The organism is Crinalium epipsammum PCC 9333 (genome assembly GCF_000317495.1).
Taxonomy (GTDB): Bacteria; Cyanobacteriota; Cyanobacteriia; order Cyanobacteriales; family PCC-9333; genus Crinalium; species Crinalium epipsammum.
This window is the reverse complement of record NC_019753.1, coordinates 3542142-3562899: the sequence shown is the minus strand read 5'-3', so window position 1 is coordinate 3562899 and position 20758 is coordinate 3542142. Positions and strand designations below refer to the sequence as shown.

Annotated in this window: 14 protein-coding genes and 1 pseudogene; 10 read left to right on the top strand and 5 right to left on the bottom strand. The window is 38.3% G+C overall.

Going from position 1 to position 20758, the window contains the following annotated elements; genetic code table 11:
* Positions 1–37 precede the first annotated feature (37 nt).
* Complete coding sequence (locus CRI9333_RS15515; protein WP_015204117.1) at positions 38–4924, top strand: non-ribosomal peptide synthetase; 4887 nt, start codon at positions 38–40, stop codon at positions 4922–4924.
* A gap of 20 nt (positions 4925–4944) precedes the next feature.
* Positions 4945–5787 (top strand): annotated as a pseudogene (locus CRI9333_RS15510) (Rpn family recombination-promoting nuclease/putative transposase).
* 180 nt (positions 5788–5967) lie between these two features.
* Here the strand turns inward: CRI9333_RS15510 and CRI9333_RS15505 are convergent.
* The 3 genes from CRI9333_RS15505 to CRI9333_RS25045 all read right to left on the bottom strand — a co-directional run bounded on the left by CRI9333_RS15505 (position 5968) and on the right by CRI9333_RS25045 (position 8113).
* Entirely contained in the window at positions 5968–6312 is a 345-nt protein-coding gene (locus CRI9333_RS15505; protein ID WP_015204116.1) for a HepT-like ribonuclease domain-containing protein, read from the bottom strand.
* Entirely contained in the window at positions 6302–6610 is a 309-nt protein-coding gene (locus CRI9333_RS15500) for a nucleotidyltransferase family protein (protein WP_015204115.1), read from the bottom strand. Before CRI9333_RS15500 ends, CRI9333_RS15505 begins: the two co-directional genes overlap by 11 nt.
* Positions 6611–6769: 159 nt before the next feature.
* On the bottom strand, positions 6770–8113 hold the full coding sequence (locus tag CRI9333_RS25045; protein ID WP_015204114.1) for a glycine zipper domain-containing protein: 1344 nt from the start codon (positions 8111–8113) through the stop codon (positions 6770–6772).
* A gap of 468 nt (positions 8114–8581) precedes the next feature.
* Between CRI9333_RS25045 and CRI9333_RS15490 the strand changes: the two genes are divergently transcribed.
* The 3 genes from CRI9333_RS15490 to dusA all read left to right on the top strand — a co-directional run bounded on the left by CRI9333_RS15490 (position 8582) and on the right by dusA (position 14969).
* Positions 8582–12955 (top strand): non-ribosomal peptide synthetase, encoded by a 4374-nt coding sequence (locus CRI9333_RS15490; RefSeq protein WP_015204113.1) that lies wholly within the window; start codon positions 8582–8584, stop codon positions 12953–12955.
* An 88-nt stretch (positions 12956–13043) separates the two neighbouring features.
* Positions 13044–13748 carry a transaldolase family protein gene (locus CRI9333_RS15485; RefSeq protein ID WP_015204112.1) on the top strand — a complete coding sequence of 235 codons (705 nt, stop codon included), beginning with the start codon at positions 13044–13046 and terminating at the stop codon, positions 13746–13748.
* Positions 13749–13964: 216 nt separating this feature from the next.
* Entirely contained in the window at positions 13965–14969 is a 1005-nt protein-coding gene (dusA, locus tag CRI9333_RS15480; RefSeq protein ID WP_015204111.1) for a tRNA dihydrouridine(20/20a) synthase DusA, read from the top strand.
* Between the two features lie 153 nt (positions 14970–15122).
* Here dusA and CRI9333_RS15475 read toward each other — a convergent pair whose 3' ends face one another.
* The gene (locus tag CRI9333_RS15475; RefSeq protein WP_015204110.1) at positions 15123–16103 is read right to left on the bottom strand and encodes an SGNH/GDSL hydrolase family protein; all 981 of its coding nucleotides are present in this window, start codon (positions 16101–16103) and stop codon (positions 15123–15125) included.
* A gap of 311 nt (positions 16104–16414) precedes the next feature.
* Between CRI9333_RS15475 and CRI9333_RS15470 the strand changes: the two genes are divergently transcribed.
* The 3 genes from CRI9333_RS15470 to CRI9333_RS25040 all read left to right on the top strand — a co-directional run bounded on the left by CRI9333_RS15470 (position 16415) and on the right by CRI9333_RS25040 (position 18277).
* Positions 16415–16894: a hypothetical protein gene (locus tag CRI9333_RS15470; RefSeq protein WP_015204109.1), complete on the top strand. Its 480-nt coding sequence runs from the start codon at positions 16415–16417 to the stop codon at positions 16892–16894.
* A 73-nt stretch (positions 16895–16967) separates the two neighbouring features.
* On the top strand, positions 16968–17609 hold the full coding sequence (locus tag CRI9333_RS15465) for a ParA family protein (protein ID WP_015204108.1): 642 nt from the start codon (positions 16968–16970) through the stop codon (positions 17607–17609).
* Entirely contained in the window at positions 17609–18277 is a 669-nt protein-coding gene (locus CRI9333_RS25040; protein WP_015204107.1) for a hypothetical protein, read from the top strand. Before CRI9333_RS15465 ends, CRI9333_RS25040 begins: the two co-directional genes overlap by 1 nt.
* A 155-nt stretch (positions 18278–18432) precedes the next feature.
* On the opposite strand, the gene CRI9333_RS15455 is transcribed toward CRI9333_RS25040, so the two are convergent.
* On the bottom strand, positions 18433–19557 hold the full coding sequence (locus tag CRI9333_RS15455; protein ID WP_015204106.1) for a site-2 protease family protein: 1125 nt from the start codon (positions 19555–19557) through the stop codon (positions 18433–18435).
* Positions 19558–19810: 253 nt separating this feature from the next.
* Here CRI9333_RS15455 and CRI9333_RS15450 point away from each other — a divergent pair, with 253 nt between their 5' ends.
* Both CRI9333_RS15450 and CRI9333_RS15445 read left to right on the top strand, forming a co-directional pair.
* Positions 19811–20299 (top strand): 2TM domain-containing protein, encoded by a 489-nt coding sequence (locus tag CRI9333_RS15450; RefSeq protein WP_015204105.1) that lies wholly within the window; start codon positions 19811–19813, stop codon positions 20297–20299.
* 261 nt (positions 20300–20560) lie between these two features.
* Positions 20561–20755: a hypothetical protein gene (locus CRI9333_RS15445; protein WP_015204103.1), complete on the top strand. Its 195-nt coding sequence runs from the start codon at positions 20561–20563 to the stop codon at positions 20753–20755.
* The last annotated feature ends 3 nt before the right edge of the window (positions 20756–20758 follow it).

Sequence of the window (20758 nt, the reverse complement as noted above, 5' to 3'; positions counted from 1 at the left end):
TTCCCACCTGCCGAGGCTAAATCATAAGTGAGCAAATATGGAAAACAAAAATAATTCAGGATTCAACTTAGTAGAATTTCTATCTCAACTGCGTAGCTTAGATATTCAACTTATCGCTGATCGCAATAAATTACGCTGTAATGCCCCAGAAGGCACTTTAACACCAGAATTACATCAAGAAATATCCCTACGCAAAGCAGAAATTATCTCATTTCTTAACACAGCTAATTCTACCGTTAATCAAAATATCCCATCTCTTGTACCCATCTCCCGAAATGGTAAGCTGACTCTTTCTTTTGCCCAAAAAAGGTTATGGTTTTTAGATCAATTAGTACCTAACAATCCTTTTTATAATGTTCCAGCAGCATTACGCCTAACAGGTGCGCTTAATTTAGTTGTACTAAAGAAAACTTTTAATGAAATAGTGCGCCGACATGAAGTTTTGCGGACAAATCTGATTGTAGTGGACGGGGAAGCAGTACAGTCTATTGCGCCAAGTTTAACTATATCTATACCAGTTATAGATTTGCGGGAGTTACCAAGCGTAGCAAGAGAGACAGAAGCACAAAATGCGATCGCCCAAGCAGCATTACAACCTTTCAATTTATCCACCGATCCCTTATTGCGCGTCACATTATTGCAGCTTGATGATGCAGAACATATCTTACTAATTAATATGCACCATATTATCTCCGATGGTTGGTCTATCGGGGTATTAATTAAAGAAATAGGCGCACTGTACACAGCTTATTCTTATTCTTATCAGAACCCCCTCCCCGTTAACGGGGAGGGGGCAGGGGGTGGGGTTCTCCCCAAACTCCCCATCCAATACGCAGACTTTGCACATTGGCAGCGACAATGGTTGCAAGGAGAAATATTAGAAAATCAATTAGCTTACTGGCGACAACAATTAGATAATATTTCCCTACTCAACTTACCTACTGATCGACCTAGACCACCAGTACAATCATACCAAGGTGCAAGCCAACGTTTGCAATTATCAAAAAGTTTAAGTGAAGCACTAGAAACATTAAGTCAGCAGGAAGGCGTAAGTTTATTTATGACCTTACTGGCAGCATTCAAAATATTACTTTATCGCTACACGCAACAAGAAGATATTACAATAGGCTCACCAATTGCGAATCGTAATCGTAGTGAAACTGAAGGATTAATTGGCTTTTTTGTCAATAGCTTAGTATTACGCACTGATTTATCAGGTAATCCTACTTTTAGAGAAGTATTACAGCAAGTGCGAGAAGTTGCATTAGGCGCTTATGCACATCAAGATTTACCTTTTGAAAAGTTAGTAGAAGAACTACATCCCGAAAGGCATTTAAACCAAAATCCTTTGTTTCAAGTAGTATTTGCCGTCCAAAATGCCCCAGTAGAAGCGTTAGAATTACCAAATTTAACACTACGTCCTCAACATATTGATATTAGAACAACACGCTTTGATTTAGAATTTCATTTATGGGAACGTGCTTCTGGTAATGGTTTTTGGGTAAATAGTTCTGAAGGTATTAGCGGTTTAATCGTTTACAACATTGATGTCTTTGATGAGGCAACTATTAGTCGGATGATTGGGCATTATCAAAATTTATTACAAAATATTGTTGATAATCCCGATAAGAATATTGCTAAGTTAGATATTTTAACTGAATCCGAGCGAAATCAATTGTTATTTGGCTGGAATAATACCCAGAGAGATTATCACAAGAATTTGTGTGTACATGAGTTATTTGAAAAACAGGTAAAACAAAATCCTGATGCTACAGCATTAGTTTGTGATAAACAAAAAATAACTTACCAAGAATTAAATATCCGCAGCAATCAACTAGCACGTTACTTACAAAAACTAGGTGTAAATTCAGAAGTGTTAGTTGGGATATGCGTAGAACGTTCTATAGATATGGTAGTAGGAATATTAGCTATCCTTAAAGCGGGTGGTGCTTATCTTCCTTTAGATCCGAATTATCCGCCAGAACGTCTCAGCTTTATGCTGGATGATGCTCAAGTATCTATCTTATTAACACAAGAACGTTGTCTTGAAGGGTTAGAAAAACTAAACTCGCAAGTTGTTTGTATTGACAAAAACTGGAAGTTAATTAGTCAAGAAAGCAACAAAAATATTAATAATTGTACTAAATTAAATAATCTTGCTTATGTTATTTATACATCTGGTTCAACTGGAAAGCCAAAAGGTGTTGAAATAGAACACCGTAATTTATTAAATTTAATCTATTGGCATCAACAAGAATTTGAAGTTACATCAAATGATAGAGCGACACAAGTTGCTGGAGTCGCTTTTGATGCTTGTGTATGGGAGATTTTTCCTTATATTACTGCTGGTGCTAGTATCTATTTTCCAGATAATGAAATTAGGCGATCGCCTGAAAAACTCCAATCATGGATAGTTGACAATAACATCACTATTAGTTTTCTACCAACGCCTATAGCAGAAAAAGTTTTGTTATTAGATTGGCAGCAAAATGTAGCTTTAAGATTATTGCTGACTGGTGGGGATAAGTTGAAGTCGTATAAGGGGCGATCGCATCCATTTAAAGTAGTAAATAATTATGGTCCAACTGAAAATACAGTTGTCACAACTTCGGGTTATTTACCTGTAGATCAAAACAGTGATTTTCCTCCTGCTATTGGTCGTCCGATTGCTAATACCCAAGTTTATATATTAGACAGTTATTTACAACCTGTTCCGATTGGTGTTGCAGGAGAATTATATATTGCTGGAAATGGATTAGCGCGAGGTTATTTCAATCGCCCTGATTTAACAGCAGAAAAATTTATCCCCCATCCGTTTACTGAAGATCTTTCTCCCTCCTCCCTCCTCCCTCCTCCCTCAAAAGCTCGTTTATATAAAACTGGAGATTTAGTAAGATATCGTGCTGACGGTAATATCGAATTTTTAGGTCGGATTGATGAACAAGTAAAAATTCGGGGTTATCGGATTGAATTAGGCGAAATAGAAACAGTATTAAGTCAACATCCAGGGGTATTGCAAACTGTAGTAAATACCAGTGAAGATGCAATTGGGGAAAAACGTTTAATTGCTTATGTTGTACTTGATGCTAACTACAGTAATTTTCCCCAAGAAATACCGCAGCAACAATTGCAAGATGAACAGGTAAAGCAATGGCAAATGCTTTACGAAGAAAATTATCAGCAATCTGCTAATAATGATGATGCCACATTTAATATTATCGGTTGGAATAGCAGTTATACAAATCAGCCGATTCCAGCAGAGCAAATGCGTGAATGGGTAGATAATCAAGTATGGCAGATTTTAGCTTTGCAACCCAAGCGAGTATTAGAGATTGGATGTGGAACAGGTTTATTACTGTTTAAAATTGCGCCTCATTGCACAGAATACTGGGCAACCGATTTTTCAGCGCAATCAATTAATTACATTCATCAGCAGTTAGCAAGTATAGAAATACCGCAGGTAAAACTACTGCAAAAGTTAGCGACTGATGTTGAAGGAATACCTGTTAAATCTTTTGACGCGGTAATTATTAATTCAGTTGTGCAGTATTTCCCTAATATTGATTATCTCATTGAAGTGATTGAGAGTGCGATCGCACTCGTTGCCCCTGGTGGTTCTATCTTTATCGGGGATGTCCGTAATCTCCCCCTACTGCAAGCTTTCCACGCCTCTGTGCAACTGCATCAAGCTGAACCTAGTGTTACCCGCGTACAGTTGCAACAACGGGTACAAATGCAAATATTCCAAGAAACAGAATTAGTTATTGATCCTGCTTTATTTAGTGCATTACAGCAGAGATTTCCGCAAATTAGTAATGTTCAAATTCAACTATTGCGGGGTCATCATCACAATGAATTAACTCAGTTTCGTTATAATGCCATTCTGCATATTGGAAGTGAAATTTTACCCCCCAACAGAGTTGATGAAGGGGGGCTTAATCACCACCCTAATGAAGGGCGAATTCATAACCCCCCTTATCAAGGGGGGCAGGGGGGATCAAAACTGCTAAATTGGTCTGAAAATAATTTGACTGTAGCAAAAGTACATCAATTATTAGTTGAAACCAAACCCGAAATAACAGCTATTACCCATATCCCTAACGCGCGGGTAATAGCAGCAGTTAAAACAGCAGAATGGTTATTTAGCACAGAAGAATTTAAAACTGTTAGCCAAATCCGTGAAGCTTTACAAAAATTTGATAACTTAGGAATTGAGCCAGAAGAATTTTGGGGTTTGGGTGAACAGCTAGGTTATAAAGTTGAGATTAGCTGGTCAGATTTCAGTAATAATGAACATTATGATGTTGCTTTTGTCAATCAAAATCTACCAGATCATATAAATATTCCTTCACAACCTACTTATTCATCTTCATGGCGCGATTATACAAATAATCCATTGCAAGCTAAAACAGCACGTCAGTTAATACCACATTTGCAGCATCATCTAACCCAAAAGTTACCTGATTACATGATACCTTCAGCTTTTGTCGTGCTGGAATCTTTACCGCTTACACCTAATGGCAAAATTGACCGTCGCGCTTTACCTTTACCTGATTTGATCAAACCAGAAATAGCAGGTAATTATGTTGCACCCCGCAATCAAATTGAGGAAAGGCTAGTAAAAATTTGGTGTGAGGTGTTAGGAGTTAAGCGATTAGGTATTGAGGATAACTTTTTTGAATTAGGCGGTCATTCTTTATTAGCAACTCAGCTTGTTTCCAGGGTGCGAGATGTTTTTGGTGTGGAATTGCCTTTGCGTAGTATATTTGAAGCGCCTGCGATCGCGCAACTTTCAAAAGTAGTTGAAAGCTTAAAAGAAAACAATCCTAAAACGCAAGCACCAGCGTTAGTACCTATTTCCCGTGAAAGTCGCAGGATGAAGTTATCATCTTTAAATAAAGAAAATCAAAAAATCAATGAGTGAGCCAAGGTAGCAGTATTATTATGACCTACGATAATACCCTTAAATATTTAGTCGAGCAGTACCCAGAACAATTTGTAAGCTGGTTGTTAAGTTCAGAACCGACTGACATTCAAATCCTCAAAACTGAGTTAAGTTTAGAACCCATCCGCGCCGATGCGGTAATTTTCCTGCAAATAGCTAACCGGATTTTGCATCTAGAATTTCAAACCTTAGCTGTATCCAGACCGCCTTGACCTTTAAGGATGCTAGATTATTGGGTAAGGCTGCACCGTCAATACGAATGCGATATAGACCAGGTAGTAATTTTCCTCACTCCTACGAATGCAGAAGTTGCCTTTACAGAGGAATTTCGCGCTCCTAATACTTGGCATCGTTATCGAGTCATCCGTATCTGGGAACAAGACCCCGAAGCGTTATTAGCTTCTCCTGCTTTGTTACCATTAGCAGTTTTGGCACAAACTAACTCGCCTGAAGTCTTACTGCAAAGGGTAGCAGCGCAAGTGGATATAATTGAAGAAAGAGAACGGCAGCGCAATGTTTCCGCTTGCGTTCAGATTATCGCCGGATTAAAGTTTGATAATGCTTTGATTCATCAGTTTTTTAGAGAGGAAGTTATGCGCGAATCTACGATTTACCAAGAAATTATTCAGCAAGGAATCAAAGAAGGTTTACAGCAAGGCAGACAAGCTGAAGTAACTTTAATTTTACGGCTATTAAATCGCAGAATTGGTGAAGTCAACTCGGAATTACTTGCCAAGATTCAATTTTTAAGCTTTGCTAAGTTAGAAGAATTAGGGGAAGCACTATTAGATTTTTCTACTGAAACTGATTTAGTTAATTGGTTGAACGGGCAGGGAAGTTAAAGGAGTTAGAGACAGTGCGATCGCACAACTCTCAAAAGTAATTTCTAGCTTAAAAGAAAACAACCCTAAAACGCAAGCACCAGCATTAGTACCTATTTTCCGTGAAAGTCGGCGGATGAAGTTATCATCTTTGAATAAAGAAAACCAATAAAATTAATTCAGTTGCTAGTAAACTAAGAATTATTCGCTATTTGCTAATAGCTGATTAACTTGTTGAGCAATTATAGGTAAGTTAGATTCCACAATCCCCCAAACAACTTCATTAGAAACCTTAGCGTAGCCATGAATTAATAAATTGCGAAAATCAACAATTCTTCTGCTATCAGTAATAACTGATGTTAAACTTGGCTCTAACTTCAACATTTGATTTAAAGCTTCACCAATAATTTCAAACTGTCGCTCTACAGCAGAACGTAACATGGCATTATTTTTATAATCATCAAAAGTCTTACCTGCTGTAAACTCAGTTATTAATTGACAAGCCTCCTGAATGTCAAATAAATATTTTTGCACTTCAAGTCGCATATAAAACTACCCGCTTTGATTCAATAGCTTGCAGAAAATAAGGATTACGAATCGAATTTAATTCTACTAAGTCTATAGAGCGATTAAATAAATTCTGCAAAGCTGTTCGCAATCCAAAAAAATTATTAGCATATTCCACAGGTGGCATCTGCTGAAATTGCACTAAAAAATCTATATCGCTTTGTTTTGGATCAAAATTATCGCCCGCAGCAGATCCAAATAATTCTATTTTTTCTACTTTATACTGTTGACAAATTTCAACGATTTTTGGTTGTTGAGATTTAATAACTTCATTCATCACAATTAATCCAAGCTGTTATAGAATGATAGCAAACTTTGGAGTAGTTTTTGGGATGTGAAGATATTGTCAAAAAAAAAATAGGGCAGGTAATTTCTTACCCACCCCTGCAAATCTAACTACAGAATTTTATTCAAAAACCCCATAAAATTCTGACAATTATTGACCCCCACGCTTATGAATCTTTCCTTGAGGATCAACATACGATCCTGTTCCTGGTAACTCATCTTCTACAACCGAATCATCTACTGCTGGTTTAGAAATACTCGGTGAATTAATCCCAGTAGTTGGAGTTGGGTTGTAACCTGCTTTTCCACTGATATTTGAGGTAACTCCGGTACCCAAACCTGTAACACTATCTATTGAACGGCTATAGTCTATAGGAGTACTTACATCAGGAGTTCTAGAAACAAAGGGATTACTATCTATGCTTGGTGTGCTGGCTTTCTGGGAAGCATTCTTAGCAGCATTACCGACATTTTGTGCGGATGACTTGATATTCTCAGCACCACTCTTAACAGAGTCCACTACAGAAGGTTTAACTTCTTCAGCAGTGTTCTTAACTGAATCACTTACACCGCGTACAGATGACTTGATGTTGTCAGCACCACTCTTAACGGTATCCACTACGGAAGGTTTAACTTCTTCGGCAGTATTTTTTACGGTATCACTTACACCGCGTACAGATGACTTGATGTTGTCAGCGCCACTCTTAACCGTATCAACTACAGAAGGTTTAACTTCTTCAGCAGTATTTTTTACGGTATCACTTACGCCGCGTACAGATGACTTGATGCTTTGAGCACTATCTTTAACTGTATTTACAACAGAAGGCTTAACTTCTTGAACAGCACTGCTAACTGACTGCGCTGCATCTTTTAAAGAAGGTCTAACATCTTCTACAGCATTGCTAAGTGATTGCGCTGCATTAACTACAGAAGGTCTAGCTTCATCAACAGTAGTTTTAACTGATTGAGCGATATCATTAACTGCTGGTCGAGCTTCATCAATTGTAGTCTTAACCGATTCGGCAATATCTTTAACTGCTGGTCGAGCGTCATCAACAGTAGTTTTAACTGATTCGGCAATCTGTTTTACAGAAGGTCTGATATCCTCAATTGTACCTTTAGCAGATTCGCCTACATCTTCGACAGTGTGGGTAACTGCGCCTACTACTTTGTCTACTGTCTCAGTGATGCTTTCAGCAGCTTCCTTACCAGTAAGACCACCAGCTACAGCGCCAGCTACAGCACCAATCGCTGCTCCTAGTTTACCACCAACAAAGTTACCGATCGCGGCTCCAGCTACGCCACCAGCAGCAGCACCAATTGCAGTACCTACTGGATGACTAGCTGCTTCTTCAGCAACTTCTTGAGCGTTTTGTGTAATCTCGCCACCAGGCTGATTGTCAATAATCGCATCCACTGGACGAGCTTCACTTTCAATGATAATACTAGGTGAAGTTTCTTTAGTGGTATCTAAGGGTGATTTGTTCTCATTCATAAAAATTGTTTCCTTTTTAGATTTATTTGGTTAGCTTTTGCAAGCTTCTATCTTTGTTTTCAAAACGGCTGATGTTACTGACTTCAGACGCTAAATATTTAAAAACACCCTAAATATAAGGTTGTGCCTCTCTTCATGCAAAAGACTAGGAGAAAGCAGCAAAAATTTATCGCCAGCCAAAGTCAATTTTCCATGACACTATCGCATTTAGGTAATATCCCTTTTTCAAGGATGTACAGATTACGGCAGTGCAAATGTATTATTGTTTGCTGCACGTATTTAACTTAACAAACACACCCTTAAAATTACACCTTCGTTAGAAGGAGATGAATAAACAGTTAATCAGTCTGTAGTTATACGTCTGGTTTCAGATATGAATTACCTCTAAAAAAACAATCTTGTTACGAAAGAATGCTAATGTGATCAATTAACAATTATCAATGACCAATGACCAATGACCAATGACCAATGACCGATGACCAAGAAGTAGATGTCTTTTTGTTTCCCACATCCTTTGCCCAGCAAAGATTGTGGTTTCTCAATCAATTAGCGCCAGATAACCCTTTCTACAACGTATCTACAGCGCTTCGCCTCACGGGTTCACTCAATTTAACCGCGCTACAGCAGGCATTTAATGAAATTGTGCGTCGCCACGAAACTTTACGCACTAATTTTGTGATGGTAGAAGGCGAACCAATGCAAGCTATAGCTTCTTCTTTAACTCTATCTATAGTAGTAAAAAATCTCTGCCATCTATCCGCCGATGAAAAAGAGCAACAAGTTATAAAACTAGCTATTCAGGAAGCTAGACAACCTTTCAATCTCGCAACTGATCAATTATTGCGAATTAAACTGCTGCAACTTGGTGATGATGAATATGTGTTGTTGTTAAATTTACATCACATTGTTGCCGATGGTTGGTCTATTGGCGTATTAATTCGAGAATTAGGGACACTCTACTCAGTTTTTTGTAGAAATGTTGCATACAAAGTCGAATCATCAGATATCACCCCTTCCCCGTCAACAAAAACTATTTTGGGGGGTGGGGTTCTCGCAGAATTACCCATTCAATACGCCGACTTTGCAGAATGGCAGCGTCAATGGTTGCAAGGAGAAGTGCTAGAAACTCAGCTAACTTACTGGCGACAACAGTTGCAAGGTATATCGGTATTGGATTTATTGAGCGTAGGCTCTTCCCGTCGGAGCGATCGCATACCTTCAAACAAAGATAATTCCATCAGACCAGCAGTTCCATCCTACCAAGGTGCGAAACAATTTATAGAACTACCAAAATCTTTAACTAAAGCCTTAAAAGAACTTAGCCAACAACAAGGCATTACTTTATTTATTACATTACTAGCAGCATTCCAAACCTTGCTATATCGCTACACACAGCAAGAGGATATTGCCGTAGGTTCACCAATTGCTAACCGTAACCGTAGTGAGATAGAAGGATTAATTGGTTTTTTTGTTAATAGTTTAGTCTTGCGTACTAACCTTGGCAGTAACCCAACTTTTATAGAATTGCTTGAACGAGTAAAACAAGTTGCATTAGGTGCTTATGCTCATCAAGATTTGCCTTTTGAAAAGCTGGTAGAAGAATTACATCCTGAACGTAATTTAAGCCGTAACCCACTATTTCAAGTAAGTTTTTCTTTGCAAAATACACCAATACAAACGCTAGAATTACCCGACATCAGCTTAAGTTTAGTAGAATTTGATATTGGCACTGCCAAGTTAGATTTAGAGTTCAACCTTTGGGAGGATGTAGAAAACATTCGTGGAGAAGTTGTTTATAGTACTGATTTATTTGATCGCGCTACTATTACCCGAATGTTGGGGCATTTTAAAACTTTATTAGAAGGAATTGTTATTAATCCAAAACAGCATATTTCTGAACTATCAATATTAAATAAAGTAGAACGGCATCAAATACTGGTTGAATTTAATCAGAATCAATCGTGCTTTACCCCCCCCAGCCCCCCCTTATTAAGGGGGGGGGTAAGAGAGATAAATAAACAATTCCCGCCCTTATTAAGGGGGGTAGTTAGAGAGATAAATACACAAGGTTTTCATCATTTATTTGAGCAACAGGTAGAAAAGACACCTGATGCCATAGCGGTAGTATTTGAAAATCAGTATTTAACTTATCGTGAATTAAATAACCAAGCTAACCAAGTTGCACACTACTTACAACAACTAGGTGTAGTTCCAGAAGTTATTGTTGGCATTTGTTTAGAACGTTCTCTAGAAATGATTATAGGATTATTAGGCATTCTCAAGGCAGAAGGAGCCTATTTGCCTTTAGATCCTAATTATCCTCAAGAGCGTTTTAAATTTATGATAAAAGACGCAAATATATCTATTATCATAACTCATTCATCACTAGCCCCCCTTATTAAGTGTTGGGGGGATCTACAACACATATCTCTAGTCTGTATAGATAAAAAACAAAACGTTATTACTAAATACAGTAAAAACAACCCAAATAGCAATATTATTTCTGAAAACTTAGCTTATGTTATTTATACTTCTGGTTCAACAGGAAAGCCGAAAGGTGTTTTAATTCAACATCAAGGGTTATGCAATTTAGCCGAAGCACAAATTAAGGCTTTTAACATACAACCGACTAATCGAATATTACAATTTGCATCTTTAAATTTTGATGCGTCAATATTTGAAATTGTGATGGCGCTGCGAAATGGTGGGACGCTATATTTAGCTAAAAAAGAAGCACTATTACCAGGAAAAGAATTAATTAAATTATTACGCGATCGCGCCATCACCCACGCCACCCTTCCCCCTGCTGTATTATCAGTATTACCACAAGCCGAATTACCAGCATTACAAACAATTATCTGTGCAGGTGAAGCGTGTTCACAAGATGTTATTAAACGTTGGGCTACCGGAAGAAGATTTTTTAACGCTTATGGAGTCACTGAAGCAACTGTTTGGTCAACTTTTAAAGAAATTAAAAATAATAATACATTATCTATTGGACAATCAATTGTTAACACTGAAACCTATATATTAGATACTTATTTCCAACCTGTACCTATTGGTATTTCTGGGGAATTATATATAGGTGGGGAAGGAATAGCGCGAGGATATCTCAACCGCCCTGATTTAACTGCTGAAAAATTTATACCTCATCCTTTTAGTAATGAACCAGGTGCGCGTATTTATAAAACAGGTGATTTAGCTCGTTATTTACCAGATGGGAATATAGAATTTTTAGGTAGGATAGATCATCAAGTTAAAATTAGAGGTTTTCGGATTGAATTAGGAGAAATTGAAGCGGTATTGCGCCAGCATCCAAAGGTTGGAGAGGTTGTGGCGATCGCAACAGAAGATACTGCCAACAAGCGCATAGTAGCTTATATTATTCCGAATACTCAGATAATACAATCATCTACCAAACTTTCAAAACCCATAAACAGCGATCAAGAAAACCCGTGGAGTTATATATCAAATGAATTACGCCAATTTCTTAAAGAAAAATTACCAGAATACATGATCCCTTCAGCATTTGTCATGCTGGATACGCTACCACTCACACCTAATGGCAAATTAGATCGTCGTAAACTACCTATACCGCAGAACTTTAATAATAACTTAAACGAGCAGAATTTTGTTTTTCCTCGTACTGCTACAGAATTAACACTTACCAAAATCTGGACTGAAGTTCTTAACATTGAGCGTGTCAGCATTCACGATAATTTCTTTGAAATAGGAGGAAACTCTCTACTAGCTATCCGTCTATTAAATCAAATACAAGCACAATTTCAGCGTGAATTACCACTGCCTACCTTATTCTTAAATCCCACAATAGCAGAAATAGCAGTTAATTTATCTTCAAACACCAATTATTTTAAATGGTCGCCTTTAGTTGCAATTCAGCATCATGGTTCAAATCCCCCTTTCTTCTGTGTCCATCCTATATTTGGTGTAGTTTTACCCTATTACGAATTGGCACACCATTTAGGAAAAAATCAACCTTTTTATGCGCTACAACCTTTGGGAATTGATGGAAAAAATGCCCCATTAACTACAATTGAGGATATGGCTGCTTACTACATTAAAGCGTTACAGTCAGTACAACCACAAAGTCCTTATTTTATCGGTGGTTGGTCTTTTGGCGGTTTAGTCGCCTTTGAGATGGCTCAACAGTTGCAAGCAGCAGGACATGAAGTTGCATTAGTAGCTATCTTAGATACTCAAGCACCAGTTTCTAGCAATAAACCGTCATTAAAGGACAGTTTTAAATTTATTTTTACTACAGTGATTCGATCTATCTGGTCTTTTTTTGCAGATTACCTTTATATATTAACTACTCCTAATCCAAAATTAAGGAAGGGTACACCAAGCGACCAAACTAGCAGATCTTTTAAAGATCACCCTAGTAGCAAAACTTATTCTAAGCTAAATAAGTTTCTAAAATTGCTGAAAACTAAATTTTCATGGCATCATGCTCTAGAACAGTATGCTTTAACTAACCTGATCCCGAATGAATCGAGAAGCTTAATCTTAAGGGAAATAACCATTCGCCCAATGTTGCGGATATTCCAAGCTAACAGTCAAGCTGTTTTAAGCTATCAATCAAAAATTTACCCGAAAAAGATTCATTTGTTTACCAGCATTGAAGACGTGGGCAAAACAAATCGAGATCCAACGATGGGTTGGAGTGAATTAGCGACGGGAGGAGTTGAAGTGCATCAAGGAAGCGGTAATCATCTTAGTATGTTGAAAAAACCTCATGTTAAGGTATTGGCTGAACAGCTTAAGGTATGCTTTGAGCAGGCAAAAGTAAACGCATCATCTCAAAGTTTTCCACAAAAGTAAGAGATTTTCCACAGATTTTGGGTGGTTTTCCACAAAAGTTAAATAAAGATAGGCTTTTTTTGGTCATTGTTAATTGTTAATTGTTTAAATGATGCACAGCGATCACTCTTTTCCCATAAAATCAAATACATCAGGAATCCGTCTGTTTTTAGATACGGCTGATACTACACAATGGCAAACATGGCTCCCAACTGGTATGTTTTATGGAGTCACAACTAATCCATTATTGCTAAAACGTGCTAATATTACTTGTTCTGTAGAACAATTAAAGGATATAGCAAACCAAGCGTTTGAGTTAGGCTGTCAAGAAGTACAACTGCAAACTTGGGGAAATACACTAGATGTGTTAGTTAATACAGGAAAGCTGTTAGCAGCAATTGACGATCGCATTGTGGTTAAAGTACCAATTACTCAAGTAGGCACTCAAGCAGCTTCTCAACTAATCGCCGAAAAAGTTAGGATAACACTGACAGCAGTATACGCGGTGCATCAAATCTTAATTGCAGCAGCTTTAGGCGCTGACTATGCAGCACCTTATTTAGGGAGAATTAACGATTTAGGGCGTAATGGAATTAATGATTTAGTGTCCATGCAGCAAGGACTTATTGGAGTTGGTAGTACAACCAGAATATTAGTTGCAAGTATTCGTAATATTGAGGATATTACTTTTCTGACAACTCAGGGATTAGATACCTTTACTTTTTCACCTGCGATCGCAGAAGCATTTTTTAATATTACTGCAACAAATCAAGCTGCAACTGAATTTGAGCAAGCAGCTTGGAGTGAGGAGTAGATTTTGCAAACTATCCTTATCTATATAGATCTATTGCATAAATCAAATTTTAGTTAATTAACCACAGATGAACACAGATAAACACAGATGTAGTAACTGATTAAAAGCAAGAAGTCTAATATCTTGCGACAATTCTCTGCTAACCTACCCTGCGGGAAGCCTTCGGCTAATGCGCCCCTTTGCGCTAACTTTGCGCCCTCTGCGTTAAAAAAAATTATGATACTTACAAATAACCTAAAACTTAACCCTCAATCCCATACCACACAAACCAACCCCTTAAGCGTCGCGCCCATGATGGATCGCACTGATCGCCACTGTCGTTATTTTATGCGACAAATAACGCGATGCACGCTGTTATATACAGAAATGGTTACAAGCGCAGCTATCTTGCATGGTGATAAAGAACGTTTACTAGGTTTCTCCCCAGAAGAAAAACCACTATCTTTGCAAGTAGGTGGCGATAACCCTAAAGATTTAGCAGAATGCGCCCGTATTGCAGAGGGTATGGGCTATAACGAGATTAACTTAAATGTAGGTTGTCCGAGCGATCGCGTTCAAAACGGCAACTTTGGCGCTTGTCTAATGGCGCAACCATATAAAGTTGCAGATTGCATTGCAGCTATGATCCAAGCTACCAATATACCAGTAACAGTTAAACATCGCATCGGAATTGACGACTTAGATAGCTACGAAGACATGACAAACTTTGTGCGAATAGTCTCAGATGCAGGTTGTCAACGTTTTACTGTTCATGCACGTAAAGCTTGGTTACAAGGATTAAGCCCTAAAGAAAACCGTGATATTCCTCCCTTAAGATATGGTGATGTACATAAATTAAAGCAAGAATTTCCACACTTATTTATTGAAATTAACGGCGGATTTACTAATTTGCAACAAGTAAAAGAACAGTTGCAATTTGTGGATGCCGTAATGATTGGACGTGCAGCTTATGATAATCCTTATATATTTGCGATCGCAGATGGTGAAATCTATGGCAAAGATACAGCCCCAACTCGTCATCAAGTAGTTGAAGCTATGTTACCTTACATTGATTATTGGGCAAAAAAAGGATTGAAATTAAATAAAATCACCCGCCATATGCTGCAACTATTTAATGGACAACCAGGAAGTAGAGCATGGAAACGTTATTTAACAGAAAACTCTGTCATTCCTGGTGCAGGCGTTGAAGTAGTACAACAAGCTTTAGCGCAAGTAGGTTGAGGAACTTCATTCATTCTGGGATAATTTCTGAAAATGAAACAGCCCTGCCTTAATAAGGGAAGGGTTGGGGTGGGGTAATTTCAAAACTGTGGTATCAAATATACTTCATAAATTGCTTTATTGATCGAATACACCCCAGCCCAGCCTTTAATTTTACATCACTTTATTACCCACCAATATTAAACCTGTACTTACAGAACCCCCTACAACCAAGCCCAGGGGAACAGATAAATTAAAATTAGACACCTGAACAGATTCGGGTTTAGGTTTTAATTCAGAAAAGGCTGATTCTACCAATATTTTATGAGCCGATGTTGTGGGGTGAACGCCGTCCCAAAATAAATATTCATTAGGATTAGAACATATACGGCTTCGACTTATGCAGGATTGAGTAACATTCTTAAAGCCAAATTTTTTGGGATTGCTGATTGCTTGTTTATAAAGAGAATTAACATCAATATATTTGATATTGATATCAGATCTCAGTTGCGGGCGCAAATTATTGAGAGACTTGACTAATCCAGAGTTATGCTTGTTAGTTACATCGGTAAGCAATACAGAGTATTGAGTATTACGGGTTCCAGGAAGGTTCCCTAAATCTGGTAGGTTAACTACCGCAATATTTTTAGCACCAGCAGCAGATAGTGATTTTACAGCTAGTGTTAAATTATTGATTGGTGTAGTTGAGTCAGTAGCGCCACGAAAGTAATCATTAGCACCAGCCCAAATAATATATAAAGCCTTCGGATTAGCAGAGGAATGATTTGATTTAAAACGCTTGACTTGCGCCAGTAATCCTAGAGGTGTTTGTGTAGAATTACCTGTAGTAGCCCCACCATAAGCAAAATTGTTGTTTTTATTTATAGTTAATTTAAACTTGGATGCTAGATAATCTACCCAAACTAAGCCATTAGAATAACGACCTTTATAGTAGAGTGGGCTTGGGGGGCTATATCCTTGTGTAGCTTGGGACATATTGCCAATATCCGAGAGGCTGTCACCAAAAACATAAATTTCATTAAAATTCTGTGCAACAGCTTTAGCGGGATAAGCATTAATTGTCATATTTGCCAAAAATGCTGTCAGGCTGATAGCTGTTCCGGCGGTAGCTATCAACAATTTTTTTATCAACATATTAAAAAACTTTTATTTGCGATCGCAGTTGTTGCTTTTCCCTTGTAGCAAATTTTCGTATTTAATAACTTGACCTTATGGCAGAGGGATGATAAGCGATCGCTCCTCCTGCCTCTCTTGCAAAAAAAAATACAGTAAAAACGCAAGAACCGTTTCCCCTCTCCCAATCATTAAGTTTTTACCTAGTATTTACGCCAAAACTCACTTCTGGTAACAGCTTTGGTCTAACTTAGAATAAGCCTCTAAACTTGGTTAACTCGCTTATTTGAGATAACCACATTAGAGGTAAAATCAGATATTTTTGCCGAAAAATGGTTCAATACTCTCTTGCTCAAAGCCCAGAAGTCATTTTGACTGTCTCAGGCAAAGATTCAGCCAAAGCCCGTGAGAAAGCAATGGATCAATTGATGGAACTCATGGATGCAGGCAAACTACCTACTAATCTCGCAGATGGCTTTAGCGCACAACAGCTAATTGAGGTGAAAGAATTGGAAACTGATACTGCTAACGATGAGGATGCTATTACTCAAGCTGTACAAGTTCTGAGCAACCTCGCCACACTCAAACTCAAGGTGCAAGAGTCACGCGCTGAAGCTCTTAAAGTACGCGCCCAAGTAGATATTCTATTTTCAGATCAGCAAGTCAGTGAGGAGGAGATAGCCCGTCTCAAAGAAGGTTTTAAAATACTCAAAAACTTTGCTCAGGCTAATATCCGCTTCCACGAAGCTCGATCTAAAGCAGAACAAGCCCGTGCTGTACTCGACCAAGCATTAAAATCTCCAGAAGCATAAAACAATTAACAATGACCAATGACCAATGACCAATGACCAATTAACAGTTTTATCATTCAAGGAAAAAGTGTAGATGTCAGCGCCCCCAAAAATAATTGTTGTGGCTAATGGTAAAGGTGGAGTTGGTAAAACCACATCAGTCATGGCATTATCGGGTATTTATGCAGAAAAATACAAAGTTTTAACTGTAGATGCAGATCCTCAAGGTAGTTGTTCTTGGTGGTTTGAACGTAGCGATCAAGGACTGAGCTTTGATCTAGCCAAAGAAACAGATCCAAAACTTTTAGGTGGTTTACGAACGATTGAAGGGTACGATTTAGTAGTAATAGATACGCCTCCGGCGCTAGGCTCTGAAACTTTAGCAGCAGTGATTGCGATCGCAGATTATCTAATTTTGCCCACACCTCCAGCACCAATGGATCTAGCTGCACTTATTGAGACAGTACAGCAAGCAGTAACGCCTACAGGAATTGCTCATCGAGTGCTTTTAACCAAGGTAGATTCCCGCAGTTTGGGGGAAGCATTGGAGGCGCAAAATACCCTCATGGATTTAGGTATCCAAGCTTGCAATGCTTTTGTACGTGCTTACAAAGCTCACGAACGAGCAGCCCTTGATGGCGTACCTATTACTCAATGGCGCGGCAAAAATGCTAAAGAAGCTGAAGCAGACTATCGCCGTGTGGCTAATGAAATACAGCGTGATTGGAGGAAATAATGGCTAGAAAAAAACTCTCAGATATGATCCAGCAAGAGGTGCAAAAATCACCAGATGCTAATACTGAATCTGTCATTGAAGTGAAAGCAGAGAAAGTTGTAGAAGCAGAAACTGAAACTGTTGAAGCATTACCCGACGACAAATCTAATCAGGAAGCTACTTTAAAAGCAACTGTAGCAGACTTACAAGCAGCTTTGGCGCAAGCTAAAGAAAACGAAGCGAATTTACAGCAGCAAATTTCTAGCTTGAAATCAGATTTAGATCAGCAAAAAAGTTTAGTAGATAAGCTAAAGCAAGATTTAGATAAAGCTAATTCGCTCAAAAAAGAGCTTGAAGAAACTAAACAAGCAGCTTTGAAACTTGCCGAAGCTAACTCAACTCTGATTGCAGAAATGAATGCTTTTAAAACTACCAAGGAAAATCCGAAAGCAGAAATGACTGCTTTGAAAACTACCAAGGAAAATCCGAAAGCAGAAATGACTGCCTTGAAAACTATCAAGGAAAATCCTAAACCAGGAATGAATGCCTTGGCAACTGTCAATGAAAATCCTAAACCGCAAAACACCCAAAGACGACCATTCAGCGAATTAGACAGACATTTTCCTAAGTTTGTTGAGACAAAGAAAGCTGAATCAAGTGATTTTGCTTCTAATAGTTGGTTTGATTAAAAACTAATTTTTTTAAGCAGATAATCATTATTTAAATGGACTCTCATGCTGCGGAATCTCAAACTTAGATCCCCCCTTAAAAAGGGGGGGATATTCAAAGTCCCCCTTTCATAAGGGGGATTTAGGGGGATCTCTGCGTTAAGTCCTAAAATTGCTTAAGCAGGTTTTGCTTGCGCTCTTTTTTGAAGCAGGTGAATAATTTCAGCTTTTTCAACAAGTCCTACTAAAACACCATTTCCACGAATCACAGGTAGTGAAGATAGTTTTTGTTGTTCTAGCAGTGTGATTACTTCCAGCAGAGATTGCTCAGATTGCACTGTTGTTTGCAGTTGGTACGGTTGCATCAGTTCTCGCACCTGAGTTTCATTCCAATGGGAAGTAGGGATGGTTTTAAGATCGTCAACTGCGATCGCACCTATTAATTGTCCATCATCATCAGTAACTAAAAACCGTTCCCGATCAGGTTTGCCAATAATATACTCGTTAGCCAATTCTCGCAGAGATATATCAGCCGTGATAATTGGACTATTTGGCGTAATCGCATCTTCAGCTTTTATTGCTGCTAATTGTGCCTGAACTTTGGCAGTCCGAGTCGCTAAACCAGCATTTTGCAGTAAGAACCAACCGATTAACAAACCCCAGATGTTAGCAAAGCTACCAAATAGCAGTATAGGCAACAAACTAGAAAAAATAGCTATCCAACCAACAACTTGACCTGCGCGACCAGCAAAGATTACACCTTTATAAGGATTATTCGTAATCTTCCAAACCAGTGCTTTAAGGATATTGCCACCATCTAGAGGTAAACCAGGAATTAAGTTAAACAGCGCCAAGGCTAAATTAGTCGAAGCTACCAGTCCGACAATTGCTGCTAATGCCCCGGAAATGCCTGTAGTTACATTAATTGCAGTTAATAAGCCAAATATTACCAAGCTTACCAGTGGACCTGCGATCGCCACCCAAAATGCTTCTCCTGGGGTTTTAGACTCTTTCTCTAAATTTGCTAAACCACCAAATAGAAACAAATTTATTGATTTAACTGCAATTCCTTGGCGAATCGCTACTAAGCTATGTCCCAATTCATGCGCCAACACCGAGGCAAACAATAACAGTCCTACCACTAATCCTAGTAGCAAGGGTAATCCTGACCCTAACCCTGGAAATTGAGCGCCTAAATCGCTGCCATAGCTCCAAGCTACCAACGTTAGGACAAAAAACCAAGATGGATGGACATAAAAGGGAATGCCAAATAGATTGCCGACGCGAATGGTACCGTTCATGCGGACTACCTCTAATTTCTGCTGAGAGAAGTAATGTTTTTCTCTCTTTATCCACAGTAACGAAATGTAACGAGACTTTTAATCTTTCTCCTACAGTGGTATCCGTCCGCTAAGGTTCGGTTTTAGGACATCAGAAAAAGTGGTGGCATTTGATTTGTGGGGGGATAATAGAATCAACACTGCTCAGTGATAGACAATCCTTATGGCATATCCTTGGGCAGAAATACTTTTAGTTATGCTGCAAGGCTAGATTATGCCAATATCAGAAACCCAAATTAGCCGCTCTTATAATCAAGAAGATATTCAGCAAATTTTACACTTAGCGATCGCGCGTCAAGTGCATGAGGCAGAATTTACCCATGAACAGTTAGTAGAAATTGCTACAGAATTAGATATTTCCCCAGAATCTCTGCAACTAGCAGAACAAGAATGGCAATCTAAGCAGGGAGAATTACGTCATCGGCAAGATTTTAATACTTATCGCCGTCATAAATTAAAGCAGCACTTAGGTAAGTATGCGATCGCTAATACTTTTTTAATTGTCCTAAACTTTCTTAGTGCTGGCACACTTTCTTGGTCACTCTACATTTTATTATTGTGGGGGCTAGGGCTAGGGCTAAAAACCTGGAATACATATCAATTCCAGGGTGAAGAGTACGAGAAAGCTTTTCAGCAGTGGCATCGCCAGAAAAAATTCAAACAATCTGTTAGCACATTATTTAATAGATTACTAAGTGCTTAATAAATCTTCTTAATTTGTAGAGACGCGCCATGCCCGTCTCTACATTTGAACCTGAGAACGAACTAGTCGAGGCTCTGCCTCCTGCTAAATATTTCCAATTCCCAGCATTTATGTTAAAAAGTTTTAATTTGTAAATATAAGTAAACAAATCGTAAGATCCTCAAAAAAATTGTAACTTTAGATACTTTTTTGATTAATCTGCTTACAATCCAACTTATAGGTTATAAAGTGGAAGTAATCAGCGTCAATGGAGATTAACTTATGTCAGAAGTAATCTGTAATATTCCTGTTCCCCAAACCTCACAACAACTAGAACAAGCGATTCAGCACTACAGAGAAACTGATTTACATGGTGAAGAACTTTTCTGTGAATTCCAAGCAATTTGTGAAGCTTCTTTAAAACAAGGAGTCTCTGAAGCTGACAGCGACAAAGTTTCCGGCGAAGATAGTTACTAACTT

What these genes read in the sequence shown, in the direction of transcription:
- CRI9333_RS25040 (WP_015204107.1), top strand. Translation starts at nt 17,609, where the DNA reads ATGGCTAGAAAAAAACTCTCAGATATGATCCAGCAAGAGGTGCAAAAA.
- dusA (WP_015204111.1), top strand. Translation starts at nt 13,965, where the DNA reads ATGATACTTACAAATAACCTAAAACTTAACCCTCAATCCCATACCACA.
- CRI9333_RS15475 (WP_015204110.1), bottom strand. Translation starts at nt 16,103, where the DNA reads ATGTTGATAAAAAAATTGTTGATAGCTACCGCCGGAACAGCTATCAGC.
- CRI9333_RS25045 (WP_015204114.1), bottom strand. Translation starts at nt 8,113, where the DNA reads ATGAATGAGAACAAATCACCCTTAGATACCACTAAAGAAACTTCACCT.
- CRI9333_RS15470 (WP_015204109.1), top strand. Translation starts at nt 16,415, where the DNA reads ATGGTTCAATACTCTCTTGCTCAAAGCCCAGAAGTCATTTTGACTGTC.
- CRI9333_RS15450 (WP_015204105.1), top strand. Translation starts at nt 19,811, where the DNA reads ATGCCAATATCAGAAACCCAAATTAGCCGCTCTTATAATCAAGAAGAT.
- CRI9333_RS15515 (WP_015204117.1), top strand. Translation starts at nt 38, where the DNA reads ATGGAAAACAAAAATAATTCAGGATTCAACTTAGTAGAATTTCTATCT.
- CRI9333_RS15500 (WP_015204115.1), bottom strand. Translation starts at nt 6,610, where the DNA reads ATGAATGAAGTTATTAAATCTCAACAACCAAAAATCGTTGAAATTTGT.
- CRI9333_RS15505 (WP_015204116.1), bottom strand. Translation starts at nt 6,312, where the DNA reads ATGCGACTTGAAGTGCAAAAATATTTATTTGACATTCAGGAGGCTTGT.
- CRI9333_RS15490 (WP_015204113.1), top strand. Translation starts at nt 8,582, where the DNA reads ATGACCGATGACCAAGAAGTAGATGTCTTTTTGTTTCCCACATCCTTT.
- CRI9333_RS15465 (WP_015204108.1), top strand. Translation starts at nt 16,968, where the DNA reads ATGTCAGCGCCCCCAAAAATAATTGTTGTGGCTAATGGTAAAGGTGGA.
- CRI9333_RS15455 (WP_015204106.1), bottom strand. Translation starts at nt 19,557, where the DNA reads ATGAACGGTACCATTCGCGTCGGCAATCTATTTGGCATTCCCTTTTAT.
- CRI9333_RS15485 (WP_015204112.1), top strand. Translation starts at nt 13,044, where the DNA reads ATGATGCACAGCGATCACTCTTTTCCCATAAAATCAAATACATCAGGA.
- CRI9333_RS15445 (WP_015204103.1), top strand. Translation starts at nt 20,561, where the DNA reads ATGTCAGAAGTAATCTGTAATATTCCTGTTCCCCAAACCTCACAACAA.